Origin of the sequence: Serratia sp. JKS000199 (assembly GCF_900215455.1) — a bacterium.
GTDB classification, from domain to species: domain Bacteria; phylum Pseudomonadota; class Gammaproteobacteria; order Enterobacterales; family Enterobacteriaceae; genus Serratia; species Serratia ureilytica.
The window spans coordinates 2,285,201-2,302,767 of record NZ_LT907843.1; the positions used below are offsets into that span (position 1 = coordinate 2,285,201).

The 17,567-nt window shown below is 58.8% G+C and carries 14 protein-coding genes; 5 read left to right on the top strand and 9 right to left on the bottom strand.

From position 1 onward, the window contains the following. Positions 1-58 precede the first annotated feature (58 nt). The gene (putP, locus tag CPH57_RS10980) at positions 59-1,543 is read right to left on the bottom strand and encodes a sodium/proline symporter PutP (RefSeq protein WP_033643494.1); all 1,485 of its coding nucleotides are present in this window, start codon (positions 1,541-1,543) and stop codon (positions 59-61) included. Positions 1,544-2,114: 571 nt separating this feature from the next. Here putP and putA point away from each other — a divergent pair. Beyond that, entirely contained in the window at positions 2,115-6,086 is a 3,972-nt protein-coding gene (gene putA, locus CPH57_RS10985) for a trifunctional transcriptional regulator/proline dehydrogenase/L-glutamate gamma-semialdehyde dehydrogenase (protein WP_046896608.1), read from the top strand. Positions 6,087-6,397: 311 nt separating this feature from the next. On the opposite strand, the gene tcyN is transcribed toward putA, so the two are convergent. The 7 genes from tcyN to CPH57_RS11020 form a co-directional block, all read right to left on the bottom strand. Beyond that, complete coding sequence (gene tcyN / locus CPH57_RS10990) at positions 6,398-7,150, bottom strand: L-cystine ABC transporter ATP-binding protein TcyN (RefSeq protein ID WP_033643496.1); 753 nt, start codon at positions 7,148-7,150, stop codon at positions 6,398-6,400. Positions 7,151-7,153: 3 nt separating this feature from the next. Beyond that, positions 7,154-7,816, bottom strand: coding sequence for a cystine ABC transporter permease (gene tcyL / locus CPH57_RS10995; RefSeq protein WP_033643498.1), 663 nt, complete (start codon positions 7,814-7,816; stop codon positions 7,154-7,156). Continuing rightward, positions 7,816-8,616, bottom strand: a complete 801-nt coding sequence (gene tcyJ / locus CPH57_RS11000) for a cystine ABC transporter substrate-binding protein (RefSeq protein WP_033650878.1) — start codon at positions 8,614-8,616, stop codon at positions 7,816-7,818. Before tcyJ ends, tcyL begins: the two co-directional genes overlap by 1 nt. 115 nt (positions 8,617-8,731) lie before the next feature. Then, on the bottom strand, positions 8,732-9,724 hold the full coding sequence (locus CPH57_RS11005) for a D-cysteine desulfhydrase (RefSeq protein ID WP_033643500.1): 993 nt from the start codon (positions 9,722-9,724) through the stop codon (positions 8,732-8,734). 124 nt (positions 9,725-9,848) lie between these two features. Further along, positions 9,849-10,358 (bottom strand): flagella biosynthesis regulatory protein FliZ, encoded by a 510-nt coding sequence (fliZ, locus tag CPH57_RS11010; protein WP_033643501.1) that lies wholly within the window; start codon positions 10,356-10,358, stop codon positions 9,849-9,851. Between the two features lie 56 nt (positions 10,359-10,414). Continuing rightward, on the bottom strand, positions 10,415-11,137 hold the full coding sequence (locus tag CPH57_RS11015) for an RNA polymerase sigma factor FliA (protein ID WP_004934752.1): 723 nt from the start codon (positions 11,135-11,137) through the stop codon (positions 10,415-10,417). A gap of 181 nt (positions 11,138-11,318) precedes the next feature. Further along, positions 11,319-12,386 (bottom strand): flagellin FliC, encoded by a 1,068-nt coding sequence (locus CPH57_RS11020; RefSeq protein WP_033643502.1) that lies wholly within the window; start codon positions 12,384-12,386, stop codon positions 11,319-11,321. Positions 12,387-12,667: 281 nt separating this feature from the next. On the opposite strand from CPH57_RS11020, the gene fliD reads away from it, so the two are divergent. The 4 genes from fliD (at position 12,668) to CPH57_RS11045 (ending at position 16,042) form a co-directional block, all read left to right on the top strand. After that, on the top strand, positions 12,668-14,068 hold the full coding sequence (fliD, locus tag CPH57_RS11030; RefSeq protein ID WP_033643503.1) for a flagellar filament capping protein FliD: 1,401 nt from the start codon (positions 12,668-12,670) through the stop codon (positions 14,066-14,068). Between the two features lie 26 nt (positions 14,069-14,094). Further along, entirely contained in the window at positions 14,095-14,505 is a 411-nt protein-coding gene (gene fliS / locus CPH57_RS11035; protein ID WP_004934758.1) for a flagellar export chaperone FliS, read from the top strand. Next, positions 14,505-14,873, top strand: a complete 369-nt coding sequence (gene fliT, locus CPH57_RS11040) for a flagella biosynthesis regulatory protein FliT (RefSeq protein ID WP_033643504.1) — start codon at positions 14,505-14,507, stop codon at positions 14,871-14,873. The genes fliS and fliT overlap by 1 nt, the downstream gene beginning before the upstream one ends. A gap of 308 nt (positions 14,874-15,181) precedes the next feature. Continuing rightward, positions 15,182-16,042, top strand: coding sequence for a helix-turn-helix transcriptional regulator (locus CPH57_RS11045; RefSeq protein ID WP_033643505.1), 861 nt, complete (start codon positions 15,182-15,184; stop codon positions 16,040-16,042). A gap of 476 nt (positions 16,043-16,518) precedes the next feature. Here the strand turns inward: CPH57_RS11045 and CPH57_RS11050 are convergent, their stop codons facing one another. Beyond that, positions 16,519-17,448 (bottom strand): LysR family transcriptional regulator, encoded by a 930-nt coding sequence (locus CPH57_RS11050; RefSeq protein ID WP_046687329.1) that lies wholly within the window; start codon positions 17,446-17,448, stop codon positions 16,519-16,521. Positions 17,449-17,567 lie beyond the last annotated feature (119 nt).

The following is a 17,567-nucleotide window of genomic DNA, read 5'->3' on the forward strand; positions in this document are numbered from 1 at the left end:
GAACAGGCAAAAAGAAGGGGCGCTCTGAGCGCCCCTTGCTGACTGACAGTGAACGGCGTTATACCGTTTTGTACTCGGCTTCCGCCTGATCGAAACGTTCGGTCATGGTGGAAGACGGCTGGCGGCCCATCAGGCTCACCACCACAATGGCCAGACAGCCCAGGATGAAGCCCGGGATGATTTCGTACAGGCCCAGCCATTCGTACTGTTTCCAGACGATCACCGTCACCGCGCCGACCAACATGCCGGCCAGCGCGCCGTTGCGGGTCATGCGCGACCACATCACCGAGATCAGCACTACCGGGCCGAAGGCGGCGCCGAAACCGGCCCAGGCGTAGCTCACCAGGCCCAGCACGCGGTTCTCCGGGTTGGCCGCCAGCGCGATGGCGACCAACGCCACCACCAGCACCATGACGCGGCCGACCCACACCAGTTCACGCTGGCTGGCGCCTTTGCGCAGGAACGCTTTGTACAGGTCTTCGGTGATTGCGCTGGAACAGACCAGCAGTTGGCAGCTCAGGGTACTCATAACCGCCGCCAAAATCGCCGACAGCAGCACGCCCGCCACCCATGGGTTGAACAGCAGCATCGCCAGTTCGATGAACACGCGCTCGCCGTTTTGCGACACGTTGCCGGCCTGATCCGGGTTATTGGCAAAGTAAGCGATACCGAAGAAACCGACGGCGATGGTGCCGGCCAGGCACAGGATCATCCAGGTCATGCTGATGCGGCGCGCGCTGCGGATGGTGCGGTGAGAATCCGCCGCCATGAAACGCGCCAGGATGTGCGGCTGGCCGAAGTAGCCCAGGCCCCAACCCAGCAGCGACAGGATGGCGACGAAGTTCAGCCCCTTCAGCATGTCGAGGTTGGCCGGGTTCTGCGCCTGGATCACCAGCATCGAGGTATCGATGCCGCCGACGGCGAAGATCACGATCACCGGGGTCAGGATCAGCGCGAAAATCATCAGGCTGGCCTGCACGGTGTCGGTCCAGCTCACCGCCAGGAAACCGCCGATGAAGGTATACAGGATGGTCGCCGCGGCGCCGGCCCACAGGGCGGTTTCGTAGCTCATGCCGAAGGTGCTTTCGAACAGGCGCGCGCCGGCTACGATGCCGGAGGCGCAGTAAATGGTGAAGAACACCAGGATAACGATGGCCGAGATCACGCGCAGCAGCTTGCTGTTGTCTTCAAAGCGGCTGGTGAAATAATCCGGCAGCGTCAGGGCGTTGTTGTTGGCTTCGGTATGCACGCGCAGCCTTCCTGCCACCAGCTTCCAGTTCAGGTAAGCGCCGATGGTCAGGCCGATGGCGATCCAGCTTTCGGAGATGCCGGAGAGGAAGATGGCGCCCGGCAGGCCCATCAGCAGCCAGCCGCTCATGTCGGAAGCGCCGGCGGACAGCGCGGTCACCACACTGCCCAGACTACGGCCGCCGAGAATATAGTCATCAAAGTTATTGGTTGCCCGGTAGGCAAGCAGGCCGATCAGCACCATCCCGAAAATGTATACCAGGAAGGTCACCAGCATAGGTGTGCTCATTGTCATTTAATTCTCCACTTTCATTATTATTCGCGTTTCGCTCCGGCCAAGCCGGCGCCGGTAAACCCACGCGCAATGCATTTCACTGGCCGCCGCGCCGGAACGTGGCGCAGCCTGCGAGCAAGTGCAGGTAAAATAGTTTCTGCCCGTAATTGTTGACCGTCGGTTATCCTAGATGAGCCTTTCATCAACCAACAAGATATTTAACAACAAAGTTACACAAAGTTTACCCTGCGTCACATTTACCGGGCTCAAAGGTTGCACTCACGACAAGCAAAATGAGTTGCACCTTGCTATTACCCTTATATACCGCAAGGTAAAGCGCCTGCGGCATCATTAACCCCGCCGCGTTCGCTCAATAACGCAACATTCATGCCAACTGCCCGTGTTAAAAAATCGATGAAACTCACACTTCGCTCATCCGCCTGATTTAACAAGGTTGCACAAAGTTGCAACATGCAGGATATTGTCTGCATTCTTGACACCACACATCTCACGAACCTATCCCAACAGGCTTTCCGGCCTGCTGTTTGTCTAGCCTGATGGGATAGGTTCTAAACACAGGAGTTGGACAGGCATGGGCACTACCACAATGGGCGTGAAACTCGACGAGGCAACACGCGACCGGATCAAGAGCGCCGCGCAGCGCATCGATCGCACGCCGCACTGGCTCATCAAGCAGGCCATCTTTAATTACCTCGAGCGTCTCGAGAGCGGTACCGATATTCCTGAAATTCCAGCGCTGGCCGCAGCGGGCCAGCCTGAAGCGGACGACATTATGCCGCAAGCGCAGGAAGAGTCACACCAGCCATTCCTCGATTTCGCCGAACAAATTCTGCCGCAGTCGGTGACCCGCGCCGCCATCACCGCCGCGTATCGCCGCCCGGAGACAGAAGCGGTGCCGATGTTGCTCGAACAGGCGCGATTACCCGCCGATCTTGCACAGGCTACTCATAAAATGGCCTATGGCATCGCCGAGAAGTTGCGTAACCAAAAAAGTGCAAACGGCCGCGCCGGCATGGTGCAAGGCCTGCTGCAAGAGTTCTCCCTCTCCTCGCAGGAAGGCGTAGCGCTGATGTGCCTGGCGGAAGCGCTGCTGCGCATTCCGGACAAACCGACCCGCGATGCCCTGATCCGCGACAAGATCAGCAACGGCAACTGGCACTCGCACCTGGGGCGCAGCCCGTCGCTGTTCGTCAACGCCGCCACCTGGGGCCTGCTGTTCACCGGCAAGCTGGTGTCGACCCATAACGAAGCCAATCTGTCCCGCTCGCTGAACCGCATTATCAGCAAGAGCGGCGAGCCGCTGATCCGCAAAGGCGTGGACATGGCGATGCGCCTGATGGGCGAACAGTTCGTGACCGGCGAAACCATCGCCGAGGCGCTGGCCAACGCGCGCAAGCTGGAAGAAAAAGGCTTCCGCTACTCCTACGACATGCTGGGGGAAGCCGCCCTGACCGAAGCCGACGCCCAGGCCTACCTGGTTTCCTATCAGCAGGCTATCCACGCCATCGGCAAAGCCTCCAACGGCCGCGGCATCTATGAAGGCCCCGGCATCTCCATCAAGCTGTCCGCCCTGCACCCGCGCTACAGCCGCGCGCAGTACGAACGCGTGATGGAAGAGCTTTACCCGCGCCTGCTGTCGCTGACCCTACAGGCACGCCAGTACGATATCGGCATCAATATCGACGCCGAAGAGGCCGACCGTCTGGAGATCTCGCTCGATCTGCTCGAGAAGCTGTGCTTCGAACCGCAGTTGGCCGGCTGGAACGGCATCGGCTTCGTGATTCAGGCCTACCAGAAACGCTGTCCGTTCGCCATCGACGCTGTGATCGACATGGCGCAACGCAGCCGCCGTCGCCTGATGATCCGTCTGGTGAAAGGCGCCTACTGGGACAGCGAAATCAAACGCGCCCAGATGGACGGCCTGGAAGGCTACCCGGTTTACACCCGCAAGGTGTACACCGACGTTTCCTATCTGGCCTGCGCCCGCAAGCTGCTGTCGGTGCCGAACCTGATCTATCCGCAGTTCGCGACCCACAACGCCCATACGCTGAGCGCCATTTATCACCTGGCCGGCAACAACTACTACCCTGGCCAGTATGAGTTCCAGTGCCTGCACGGCATGGGTGAACCGCTCTACGAACAGGTGGTGGGCAAAGTGGCCGACGGCAAACTGAACCGCCCTTGCCGCATCTACGCGCCGGTCGGCACCCATGAAACGCTGCTGGCTTACCTGGTGCGCCGCCTGCTGGAAAACGGCGCCAATACCTCGTTCGTCAACCGCATCGCCGACGCCACCCTGCCACTCGACGAGCTGGTGGCCGATCCGGTCAGCGCCGTGGAAGCGCTGGCGGCCAGCGAAGGTCAAATTGGCCTGCCGCATCCGCGCATCCCGCTGCCGCGTGAGCTGTATGGTGAGAAACGTACCAACTCCAGCGGTCTGGATCTGTCCAACGAACAGCGTCTGGCTTCGCTGTCCAGCGCCCTGCTCACCAGCGCCAGCCATCCATGGCGCGCGGAACCGATCATCGACGCCGAGTTGGATCAGGGCGTCGAACAGCCGGTGATCAACCCGGCCGAACCGGGCGATGTGGTCGGCTACGTGCGTGAAGCCACCGAAGGCGAAGTCAGCCGCGCGCTCGACGCCGCCGCGGCCGCCGGCCCAATCTGGTTCGCCACACCGCCGACGGAGCGCGCCGCGATCCTCGAACGCGCCGCCGAGCTGATGGAAAGCCAGCTGCAAAGCCTGCTGGGCATTCTGGTGCGCGAAGCGGGTAAAACCTTCAACAACGCCATCGCCGAAGTGCGTGAAGCGGTCGATTTCCTGCACTACTACGCCGGCCAGGTACGCGACGATTTCGCCAACGACAGCCATCGCCCGCTGGGCCCGGTGGTCTGTATCAGCCCGTGGAACTTCCCGCTGGCGATCTTCACCGGCCAAATCGCCGCCGCGCTGGCGGCGGGCAACAGCGTGCTGGCCAAACCGGCTGAGCAAACGCCGCTGGTGGCCGCGCAGGCGGTGCGTATCCTGCTGGAAGCCGGCATTCCGCAAGGCGTGCTGCAGCTGCTGCCGGGCCAGGGTGAAACCGTCGGCTCAACGCTGGTTAACGACGCCCGCGTCCGCGGCGTGATGTTTACCGGCTCCACCGACGTCGCCGGCATTCTGCAGCGCAGCATCGCCGGCCGTCTGGATCCGCAAGGCCGTCCGACGCCGCTGATCGCCGAAACCGGCGGCCTGAACGCCATGATCGTCGACTCCTCCGCCCTGACCGAACAGGTGGTGACCGACGTGGTGGCCTCCGCCTTCGACAGCGCCGGGCAGCGTTGCTCCGCGCTGCGTATCCTGTGCATTCAGGAAGACGTGGCCGAGCACACGCTGCAAATGCTGCGCGGCGCGATGGCCGAATGCCGCATGGGCAACCCGGAACGCCTGTCCACCGACGTGGGCCCGGTGATCGACGCCGAAGCCAAAACCGGCATCGAACGCCACATCCAGGCAATGCGCGCCAAAGGCCGCAAGGTGTACCAGGCCGCCAAAGGCAGCGCGCAGGATGAGAAAGAGTGGGCGCGCGGCACCTTCATCAAGCCGACGCTGATCGAGCTCGACAGCTTCGACGAGCTGCAGAAAGAGATCTTCGGCCCGGTGCTGCACGTGGTGCGCTTCCAGCGCAACAATCTGGACGCGCTGGTCGATCAGATCAACGCCGCCGGTTATGGCCTGACGCTGGGCATTCACACCCGTATCGATGAAACCATCGCCCGGGTGACCGAACGCGCCAAGGTCGGCAACCTGTACGTCAACCGCAACATGGTCGGCGCAGTGGTCGGCGTGCAGCCATTCGGCGGCGAAGGCCTGTCGGGCACCGGCCCGAAAGCCGGCGGCCCGCTGTACCTGTACCGTCTGCTGGCCAACCGTCCGGACGACGCGCTGCAACGTACGCTGCACCGCCAGGACGAAGAGCGCCCGATGGAAGCCACCGCGCGGCCGCAGCTGCTGGGCGCGCTGCAATCGCTGGAGAAGTGGGCGGTCACCAGCCAACAAGGCGAACTGGCGGCATTGGCGCAACGTTATGCGGAACTGGGCCAGGGCGGCACCGTACGTCCGCTGCCGGGCCCGACCGGCGAGCGCAACACCTATGCCCTGCTGCCGCGTGAACGCGTGCTGTGCCTGGCGGATAACGAAACCGACGCGCTGATCCAGCTGGCCGCCGTGCTGGCGGTTGGCAGCTGCGCGCTGTGGCCGGAAGCGGAACTGCAACGCAATCTGTTCCGCCGCTTGCCGAACGATGTGCAGGCGCGCATCGCCTTCAGCAAAGACTGGCAGCAGGACAAGGTCGAGTTCGACGCCGCCATCTACCACGGCGATGCCGACCAGCTGCGCACCCTGTGCGAGCAGATCGCCCAGCGCGGCGGCGCCATCGTCTCGGTACAGGGCTTCGCCCACGGTGAAACCAACATCCTGTTGGAACGCCTGCTGATCGAACGTTCCCTGAGCGTCAACACCGCCGCCGCCGGCGGTAACGCCAGCCTGATGACCATCGGTTAACGCATCCTCAAGGCTGCACGCGTTGCAGCCTGATGGGCTTACCGCTACGCAAACCCTGCCTCGTGCAGGGTTTTTTATTGTCCGCAGGCCGATCGGCCGTTAGCGCCTTGTTATCCTTACAGGGTGGGGCATCGCTCATGGACGATGGATTACTCTGCTTGAAAGCCGCGTCAGAGCGCTACGAAACGCATTGGCTTTCGGGTTCGGTAATATCCGGGATACGGCAGCCGCAGCGGATTTCTCGCCGCCGCCGCGCGAAACGAATGGTTGAAAGCGGAGTGAATGCGGTCGGGGGAAACGCCCCCGCCGCCTTATTGATTCCGGAACTTGTCGAGGAATTGCTGGGTGCGTTGATGCTGCGGATTGGCGAACAGCGCTTTCGCCGGGCCCTGTTCGACGATGCGGCCGTGATCCATAAAGATAACCCGATCGGCCACGTCGCGAGCGAAGCTCATCTCATGGGTGACGATCACCATGGTGCGTTTCTCTTCCGCCAGTGAGCGCATGGTATTGAGCACTTCCCCCACCAGCTCGGGATCGAGCGCCGACGTCGGCTCGTCGAACAAAATCACCTCCGGCTGCATCGCCAGCGCGCGCGCGATAGCCACCCGCTGCTGCTGCCCGCCGGACAGCCGACGCGGATAAGCCGCCTCTTTGCCGCTCAGGCCCACTTTGGCCAGCAACGCGCGAGCACGCTGTTCGGCGCTGGCTTTCGCCTCACCTTTAACGATAACCGGCCCTTCAATGATGTTTTCCAGCACCGAACGGTGCGGAAACAGGTTGAAGTTCTGGAACACGAAACCGACCTGCTGACGCAGCGCGCGCACCTGATTTTTCTGTTTGCTCAGCGGCTTGCTGCCGTCGATCCGGATATCGCCGACGCGGATGGTGCCGGAATCCGGCTCCTCCAGCAGGTTGATGCAGCGCAACAAGGTGGTTTTCCCGGAACCGCTCGGCCCGATGATCGCCACCACTTCGCCGGCGTCCACCGCCAGATCGATCCCATGCAGCACCGTCTGACCCTTGAACTGCTTGGTCAATTGCTTAACTTCAATGGCACTCATGCGCTACTCCTGATCCTGGCGATTAACGTGGGCTTCCAGACGGTTTTGCAGTGCGGAAAGCAGGGTCGCCATCACCCAGTAAATCAGCGATGCCGCCAGGTACATGGTGAACACTTCCAGCGTGCGCGAGGTGATCAGCTGCGCCTGGCGGAACAGTTCCGGCACCTGAATGGTGGCGGCCAGCGAAGTGTCTTTCACCAGGCCGATAAAACTGTTGCCCAGCGGCGGCAAGGCGGTGCGCGCCGCCTGCGGCAGGATCACCCGGCGCAGGGTTTGCCAACGGGTCATGCCGATGCTGGCGGCGGCTTCCCACTGCCCTTTATCGATCGACGAAATCGCCGCGCGCAGCGTTTCTGAAGTGTAAGCGGCGGTATTGAGCGACAGGCCAATCAGCGCCGCCGGGAAGGGATCGAATTCAACGCCGAACTGCGGCAGACCGTAATAGATCATAAACAGCTGGGCGATCAGCGGCGTGCCGCGGAACAGCGATACGTAAATGCGCGACAGCCACGACAGCGGCCAAAGCGGCGAAAGGCGCATCAGCGCCAGCAGAAAACCGAGCAACAGGCCGAACGCCATGCCGCCCAGGCTAAGCTGGAGCGTCAGTATTGCGCCTTTCAATAAAAATGGCGCTGAATCCAGCGCCAGTTGAATACTTTCGTGCATTATTTAGTTACGTCCGCGCCAAACCATTTCTCGGAGATCTTCGCCAGCGTGCCGTCTTTTTGCATCTCGGCGATCGCCTGGTCAATCGCGGCCAGCAGCTCTGGGTTATTCTTGCGCAGCGCCACGCCGGACTCCTGGCGGGAGAATGCCGGGCCGGCCACCGCCAGCGTATCGCCGGTTTTCTTCACCAGATCCAGCGCCGCCAGACGGTCCACCAGAATGGCGTTGATACGGCCGACGCGCAGATCCTGATACTTGGTCGGATCATCGTCGTAAGTGCGCACGTCTACACCTTGCACGTTCGCACGCAGCCATTGCTCATAGTTGGTGCCCAGGCCAACGCCGACCTTCTTGCCCTTCAGGTCTTCCGGCTTGGTGATCGTGCCTTCGTTGCCCTTTTTCACCAGCGCCTGAATGCCGGAAACGGTGTAAGGGGTGGAGAAGTCATATTTCTTCTTGCGCTCATCGGAGATTGTCACCTGGTTGATCACCACGTCGATGCGTTTTGACTCCAGCGACGCCAGCATGCCGTCCCACTTGGTCGGGTTCAGCTTGGCTTTCACGCCCAGATGTTGCGCCAGCGCGTTGGCGAAATCCACTTCGAAACCGGTCAATTTGCCGTCTTCACCCTGGAAGCTGAACGGCGGATAGGTGCCTTCCAGCCCAACGATCAGCGTGCCGCGCTGTTTCACCTGCTGCAGCAGGTTATCGGCGGCGTAGGTTTGCGTCGTCACACCGGCGGCCAACGCAATACCCACCACGCCCAACAACCATTGACGACGAACTTTCGCAAACATCATAAACACCCCTGTGTGTTATTTATCTTTTTTGATATCAGCACTTTAACAGTGCGACCGCCCGCATAAAGGAATATAACTTTATAAATATAGTTCAAAATGGAATAACAAGCGGCATTTACACCTGCGGATGGTAGGCGAACAGCGCCGGCGCACCGCCGGTGTGAACGAACAGGATGGGCCCTTCGTCGCGGAAACGCCGCTGGGCGATGCCGTCGATCAAACCGGCCATCGCTTTGCCGGTATACACCGGATCCAGCAATACCCCCTCTTGCTGCGCCAGCAGCTGCACCGCCGCCATACCTTCTTCATTCGGCATGCCGTACTGCGGCGCGAAGTAATCGTCCCACAGCGCGATCGGCGCCAGTTCGTCGATATTCAGCGAACAGGCCAGGGCTTTCTGGATTTGTTCCACCTTCGGCAACTGATCGATCACGGTGCGCGAGACCGTCACGCCGATCAACTCGGTTTCGGGCAGCAGCTGTTGCAGCCCCACCGCCAGCCCGGCGTGGGTGCCTGCGCTGCCGGACGCCACCACCACCGAACTGAACGCCACGTTGCTGCGTTGGCTCTGTTCGGCGATTTCCAATGCGCACTGCACGTATCCCAGCGCGCCCAGCGCATTGGAGCCGCCCACCGGCACCACGTAAGGCCGGAAGCCCTGCGCCTCGAGGCGCGTCGCCAGCTCCGCCAGCTGCTGCTGCGGATCGTGCAGCGCTTCGCACATCACCACTTCGGCGTTGAACAAGCCGAGCAACAGGCGGTTGCCGTTGGTCAGGTAGTTTTCCGCGCGGGTATCGATAGGGTTTTCCAGCAGCGCGACACAGTGCAGGCCCAGTTTCGCCGCCACCGCCGCCGTCTGGCGCACGTGATTGGATTGAATGGCGCCGGCGGTAACCAGCGTATCGGCGCCTTGCCTCAGCGCATCGGCAGCCAGAAACTCAAGCTTTCTCAGCTTGTTGCCGCCCAGGGCCATAGGGGTGACATCGTCACGTTTAAGGTAGATTTCACGGCCGAGATAATCGGAGAGACGGGACAGTTTTTCCAGCGGCGTGGCGACGCCAACCAGATCCAGACGCGGAAATTGCGCCAGTTGTTGTTGCAGGTTCACTACTTCCCCCCAGGGAATCGAGTATCAACATCTGATAACCGATAGATTTAGCAGATGTGAACTGAATAATCATCCTTTATCACGGGGGGATCCGCAGACCCCGGCCCAGCGGCCGGGGAAAATCTCAGTAGCTGCGCTGCCAGGCGAGATACTGATCGTATTTGCGCAGCGCAATGCGGTAGTTGTTGTGCGCTGCGGTAGGCAGATCGTCGATAATGCGCTGATGGCTGGCGCAGTTGGCGAACTTGTCCGCCGGGTAATTACGCGCCACCAGCATTTCGTCCAGCCGGCGCAGCCGCACCACGTACTCGCGAATGGTGCTGTGGCTCATCTCGGTCTGTTCGAACAGATACTGCTTGAACGCCATGATGTCGAAATAGCTCGGGTGGCTGTTGCAGGAAATCTCGCTGCAAAAGCGGCACAGTGCGGTCAGCTCATGCTGCACGTTTTGCCAGACCGCATCGTCGATCGGCTGATCCATGCGCGCGATGGCTTCTTTATTGATTATCTTGCCGCGAAACACCAGCGCCATGCGGTCCAACAATTTACCGCACTGGGAGCAATGGGTCTGGCTGTGCTTGTAATCTTTCAGGTAACGGCTAAGCGGCCGTTTCTTCAACAGTATTCCTGGCATAAGGGGCAGTCCGATTGTCGCATGAGTCATCGAGTTGAGGGGGCGGCAGCCCGCCGTCAGGTATCGTTCGCCAGCCGCGCACGCAGCCGTTTGATCGCCTGACTGTGCAGTTGACTGACGCGGGATTCCCCGACGTCCAGCACGGCGCCGATCTCTTTGAGATTCAACTCTTCCTGGTAATACAGCGTCAGCACCATTTTTTCGCGCTCCGGCAACGCCTCGATGGCGTCGATCACTCGCTGGCGCAGGCTGCCTTCCAACAGGTGATGCAGCGGGTTGGCCTCTTCATGCCCTTCCAGCATCGGTTCCGCGTTTTCGCCATGCTCCTCGCGCCATTCGTCGTAAGAGAAAAGCTGGCTGTTATTGGTGTCCAACAGAATTTGACGGTACTCATCCAGCGAGATATTCAGCGTCTGCGCCACTTCCGTCTCGCTCGCCGGCCGGCCATAACGCTGTTCCAGTTGCCGCATCACCTGCGCGACCTCGCGCGCGTGGCGCCGCACGCTGCGCGGCACCCAGTCGCGGCTGCGCAGCTCGTCGAGCATCGCGCCGCGAATGCGCTGCACCGCATAGGTGGTAAAGGCGGTTCCCTGTAGGGCGTCATAACGCTCAACGGCGTTCAATAACCCGATTCCCCCGGCCTGCAGCAAGTCGTCAAGCTCCACGCTGGCGGGCAACCTGACCTGCAGGCGCAGCGCCTCGTGGCGCACTAACGGGACGTAGCGCAGCCAGAGAGAATTTTTGTCCATCACGCCTTCGGCGGTATACAGATCGCTCACTATGTCTTAAACCTGCGGATAAGAGAGTCAGCGCTATTATGCGTAGGGGGCGAAATGCCAATCGGCTGAACAGTCGCACAAAACGGGCTTTATTTGCGCCATGTAATAACCGCGCGGTGCGCGAGCATAAAAAAACCCCGCCGAAGCGGGGTTTTTTGCGACAGTTAATCGGGAGAGACGATTAACGCAGCAGGGACAGAACGTTCTGAGTAGACTGGTTAGCCTGTGCCAGAACAGAGGTGCCAGCCTGTTGCAGGATGTTGGCACGGCTCATGTTGGACACTTCGGTCGCGTAGTCAGCATCCTGAATACGGGACTGAGAAGCGGACAGGTTGTTCACGGTGCTGTTCAGGTTGTTGATAACAGAATCGAAACGGTTCTGTACCGCACCCAGAGAAGAACGCAGGCCGTCAACCTGTGCCAGCGCTTTGTCCAGGGTTGCCAGTGGATCTTTAACGTCAGTAACGTCAGCACCCTTGGTTACAACGCCTTTGTCGTCGATTTTCGCAGTGGCGTAGGTTTTTGCGCCAGTCGCTGCATCAGTAGTCTGAATGTAGTAACCTTCTTTACCGTCTTTGTCTTTACCGGAAACCAGAGTCGCTTTCTCTAAAGCGCCACCAGTTTTGGAAGATTCAGCCAGGTCGAAAGCAACATCTTTACCGGTGTCATCTTTAACCATGGCTTTATCGGCAATTGCAGAGCCAATTTTGGTGCCTTTTTCGGTTACATCGAAACCAGTCAGACCCAGTTTGCCAGAATCGATCTTCTGCAGGTCGATATCGATGGTTTCACCGTCGTTAGCGCCAACCTGGATAGTCAGTTTCTGATCGCTGCTCAGCACTTTCACGCCGTTGAAGTCAGTCTGCTCGGAGATACGGTTGATTTCCGACATGCGCTGAGTGATTTCGTCCTGGATGGATTTCAGGTCGCTGGTGGAGTTAGAACCGTTCTGCGCCTGTACGGTCAGACGACGGATGTTCTGCAGGTTGTCGTTAACTTCGTTCAGTGCGCCTTCAGTGGTCTGCGCCAGAGAGATACCGTCGTTGGCGTTACGGGAAGCCTGAGTCAGGCCTTTGATGTTAGCGGTGAAACGGTTGGAGATCGCCTGACCCGCAGCATCGTCTTTCGCGCTGTTGATACGCAGACCGGAAGACAGACGCTCAATCGCAGTGCCCAGAGAAGACTGAGATTTGTTCAGGTTGTTCTGCGCCATCAGAGACAGGCTGTTAGTGTTGATTACTTGTGCCATTGTTTGCTTTCCTTACGAGTCAGTTGCGTTCTTCGCAACACAGTTAAAAGGTTCGGGCTTGTTTGCCCACGGCGTCAACCACCGTCCCCTCAGGTATCGGCCCTCCCCTAACAACCTTTAGAATTTTTTTAATTTTTTTTGCGTCCGCCGCAATGGCGGAAATAACGCGGTTTTTCCCTCTTCTATTGCGCCATCGGTTTTTTGTTTTTTTCGGTAAACTTTTTCATCACTGGGCCGATAACGCGTAAAGCGAATAAAGTCATAATCAAGGAGAATTACCCATGGCAACGATCAGTTCATTAGGTCTCGGCTCAGGACTCGACCTCAATGGCCTGCTGGACAAGCTGACTAAAGCGGAACAACAGCGCCTGACCCCTTACACCACCAAACAATCCAGCTATAAAGCCCAGTTGACCGGTTACGGCACGCTGAAGGGCGCGTTGGAAAAATTCGACAACCTCAGCAAAGAGATGGCGAAAGAGGACTTCTTCAAGGCCACCACCGCCACCGAACATGACGCCTTCAAGATCACCACCAACGCCAAGGCGGTGCCGGGCAACTATGTGGTGGAAGTGAAGAACCTGGCGCAGGCGCAAACCCTGACCACTCAGGCGAAAGTCAGCGACCAGGGCGAAAAATTAGGTAAAGAAGGCATCACCAACCGCTCTCTGACCATCACCGCCGGCAACCCGCCGAAAGAAACCAAAATCCCGCTCAGCGACGATCAAACCTCGCTGGTTGAGATGCGCGACGCCATCAACGGCGCCAAGGCCGGCGTCACCGCCAGCATCATGCGCGTCGGCGACAACGACTACCAGCTGGCGATCAGCTCTTCCACCACCGGCGAAAACAACAAGATCTCCCTCCAGGTCGACAATGACGACAAACTGGGCGATATCCTGAACTACAACGCCACCCGCGGCACCACCACCGCCATGAAGCAGACGGTCGCGCCGCAGGACGCGGAGCTGATGGTGAACGGCACGGCCATCAAACGCAGCACCAACTCGATCAGCGATGCCCTGCAGGGCGTCACCATCGATCTGAAAACCAAAACCAAAACCGATGAACCGCAACACCTGGTGATCAGCACCAACACCGCCGGCACCACCGACAAGATCAAAGAGTGGGTCGACAGCTATAACTCGCTGCTGGACACCTTCAACTCGCTGTCCAAGTTCACCCCGGTGAAAACCGGCGAAGCGCCAAACCCAACCAACGGCCCGCTGCTGGGCGACAACACCCTGCGCGGCATTCAGTCGTCGATCAAAAGCGCGCTGAGCGCCGCCCAGGACAACCCGGAGTTGAAAGGCCTGGGCAACCTCGGCATTTCCACCAACACCAAAACCGGCAAGTTGGAAATCGACAGCGCCAAGCTGAAGAAAGCGATGGATGAGAAGCCGGATCAGGTCAGCAACTTCTTCGTCGGTAACGGCAAAGACACCGGCATGGCCACCGAGATCCACAACGAGATCCAGAGCTACATCAAATCCGGCGGCATCATCGAGAACTCGACCAAAAGCATCAACACTAACCTCGATCGCCTGAACAGCCAGATCACCACGGTCACGGCCAGCATTCAAAACACCATCGATCGTTATAAACAACAGTTCGTTCAGCTGGATACCATGATGTCGAAAATGAACGGCACCAGTAACTATTTGGCTCAACAGTTCAAGTAACCCTTTAACAAGGCAAAGAAAACAGCATGTATAACCGTAGCGGCACTCAGGCCTATGCACAGGTCAGTCTGGAAAGCGGCGCCATGAGCGCCAGCCCGCACCAGTTAATCGTGATGTTGTTCGACGGGGCGCTCAGCGCCCTGCTTCGCGCACGCATCCTGATGAACCAGGGCGATATCGCCGGCAAAGGCATGGCGCTCTCCAAAGCCATCAACATCATCGACAACGGCCTGAAAAGCGGCCTCGATCCTCAGCAGGGCGGCGAGATCGCCGAAAACCTGGCGGCGTTATACGACTATATGAAGCGTCGCCTGATGCAGGCCAATCTGCACAACGACGAAGCGGCGATTGCCGAGGTGGTCAAACTGCTGGAAAACATCGCCGACGCCTGGCGCCAGATCGGCCCCAACTACCAACCTTCGCAGGACGCCGTGTAATGGAACGTCAACAGCAGCTGTTAGCCGCTTATCAACAAATTTACACCCTGAGCAGCCAAATGATCGCGCTGGCGCAAACCGGGCGCTGGGAAGAGCTCGTCGAGCTTGAGTTCGCCTACGTGACGGCGGTGGAAAAAACCGCCGCCTTTACCGGGCAAGCCGGCCCGTCCATGGCGTTGCAGGAGATGTTGCGCAATAAGCTGCAACAGATCCTCGACAACGAAACCGAGCTCAAACGTCTGTTGCAGCAACGGATGGATGAGCTGAAAACGCTTATTGAACAGTCAACGCGCCAAAACGTGGTCAACAACACCTACGGCCAGTTTCATGACCGCGCGCTGCTGCTGGGAGAGCCACAGGTCCGATAAGATCGACAATACTGACGAAAATGGATTAAATAGCACTATGCGCTATTACCCTCGGGTTACGTTAGGATATTAATCTATGGCATTTGAATTATTCAGTTTATGGGTAATTGGTAAAATGCGCGCTTCGAGCCTGGCTCTCACTTTAATGGATAAACATCATCCCGACACGGACGTTTTCTGTTCATCAGGAAATTGATTTTTGATAGATAAAACTCGCCGCTGTGTTTCACGGCCCATGGAAAAATGTTGCTCCAGCGCGGATCAAAGCGTAAAGATATTCCCAGATAATGGCTGCGAAATGAATATCGATGGAACGTACAATTAATCTCTGTCCTGGAATTGGCGCCTCAGCGCACATCATTCAGTATACTGAATTATTATTCCCTTCAGTCTATTTTGAGCAACCACATCTGTATCTGATACAACAAGGCCATAAGCGCGTACGCTGGCAACAACACGAAGTGGTCGCTCATCCCGGCGAGCTGTTGATTATCGACGGCGGGCAAACGGTGGACATTATTAACGGCCCGTCCGAAGACGGCGTATTCAGTTGCCAACTGCTGACCTGCGATCCCCTGTTGCTCACCGTCCAACCTCCGGCCGAGGAAACGCCGGCGGCGATGCCGTTCGATGCCGTCCTGGCGCTGCGCAATCTGCCCTGCGCCCTAAAGCACAGTTTTGAAACCACCGGCCTGGCGCTGACGCTGCGGCAACGCTTTCCCACCATCATCGTGCGGCACAAAATGCTGGAAATTCTGCTGTGGCTGGCCCAATTCGGCATTCGCTTTATTCACAACGAAGCCAAGGATCTGACGCAGCGGGTGCGTCGCTGCCTCGCGACCGATCCGCACAGCATTTGGACGGCGGCCAAAGTCGCGGAGAGCCTGTCGATGAGTGAGGTGATGTTGCGCCGCAAACTGTCGATGGAAAACACCGCGTTGCGCAACCTGATGATCGACGTCCGGATGAGCAGCGCACTGGCCCTGCTGCAATCGACCGACTGGCCGATTTCCGCCATCGCGCAGCATGTGGGTTATGAAAGCGCGTCGCGTTTCGCCGAACGTTTTCGCAAACGCTTCGGTTTCGCGCCTACCGCCATTCGCGGCCACCAAAGGATTATGGAACCCGGCTCTCAGGGCGTTGAGGCGATGGTCGCCGGAGAAACATAAATAGACGCGCAACAAAATGGCTTTATTTAACACAAGTCCCTAACGGTTGTAACAACGCTGAGATACGCTAAGCCACGTCCATCCGCCGAAAGCGAATTAAACGATGCGCAATGAAAAGCGATTATTTTCTCTGGCAATAATGTTGTTGGGGCTGTGGCTGCTAGCCTTACTGTATGAAGAAGACATGATGCGTTTACTGGCCGCACAATAAAACGGCCAGGTTTTTTATCGCCTGGTCAGACTTCAATCCAGTTTGACCAACACGCCAATTAACGTGACTAACACCGCCAGCATTAAAATACTGATCAGGCGCCATCTGGATTCGCTTTTACTGCTCATTGACCTGCCTCGAATAATAACCCTACTAATAAGGCCATAATAAACGCTCACCGGCACATTCAATAAGCCTGACAGCACAATGTTCGCCCCTCTATTCGGGACATTGCCCCCATTTCCTGTCGGTTGCGACGCGGTGATTACCGCTGCGATAACGGCGGCGGCACAAGCGCCAATTTTGCGGGCAGCTCAGCCACCAGTTTGTCCACCGCCAGCCGCACCTTGAGCGGCTGGTAAGGCATATAGGGCCACACCACGTTGACCGGGAAACTGAGGTTGGACTCACCGCGCATGATCTCCACCAACGTCCCCGCCATCAGCCGCTCGCGCACCAGCCACTCCGGCAGCCAGGCAATGCCGGCGCCGGCGGATATCGCATCGACGATCCCCTGCATATCATCCATCATCATCTTGGCCGGGGGGCTGAACGATTGCAGCTCACCGTTTTCGCCACGCAGCTGCCACGGCAGCACGGCGCCGGCGTGCAGATACCCCACCGCCTGATGCCGGCTTAACGCTTCCACCGTGCTCGGCTCGCCGCAGCGCCGCACGTAGTCGGGCGACGCGCACAGGAGCATGCCATGTTCGCCCAGACGTCGGGCAACCAAACTGCCGCTGTCCGCCAGTTCGCCGATGCGCACTGCCAGATCGAATCCCTCGTCGACGAGATCGATCCTGCGGTCGCTGAATGAGATTTCCAGCGTCAGTAACGGATGCTCATTCGCCAGCGCCGTCAACAAGGGCGCAATGCACAGGTGGCCGAACAGCACCGGCACCGAGACTCTGAGCCGGCCGCTGACCTGCATCTTGCCGCTGTCGAGCTGGTTTTCCGCCGCCTGAACGTTCGCCAACGCCTGTCGACAGTGTTCATAGTACAGCGCGCCTTCGTCCGTCAGGCTCAGGCTGCGCGTCGTGCGCATAAACAGCATCACGCCCAGCCGCGCCTCCAGACGCGACACGATTTTGCTGACCGCAGAACGCGTCAGATGCAGTTTCTCTGCGGCGGCGGCGAAACTGCCGCCTTCCGCTACGGCAACAAAGGCCGGCAGCGCACTCAGATCGCTTTTCATCTTAATGTTGCCAATATGGAATCAATTAGGTGAAAACCTATCACCACTGGTGAACCTTAAGCAATGATAACCTGCAGTCATTCCGGAGTCCCCGGTGAAAACCACAGATTACCGTCAGA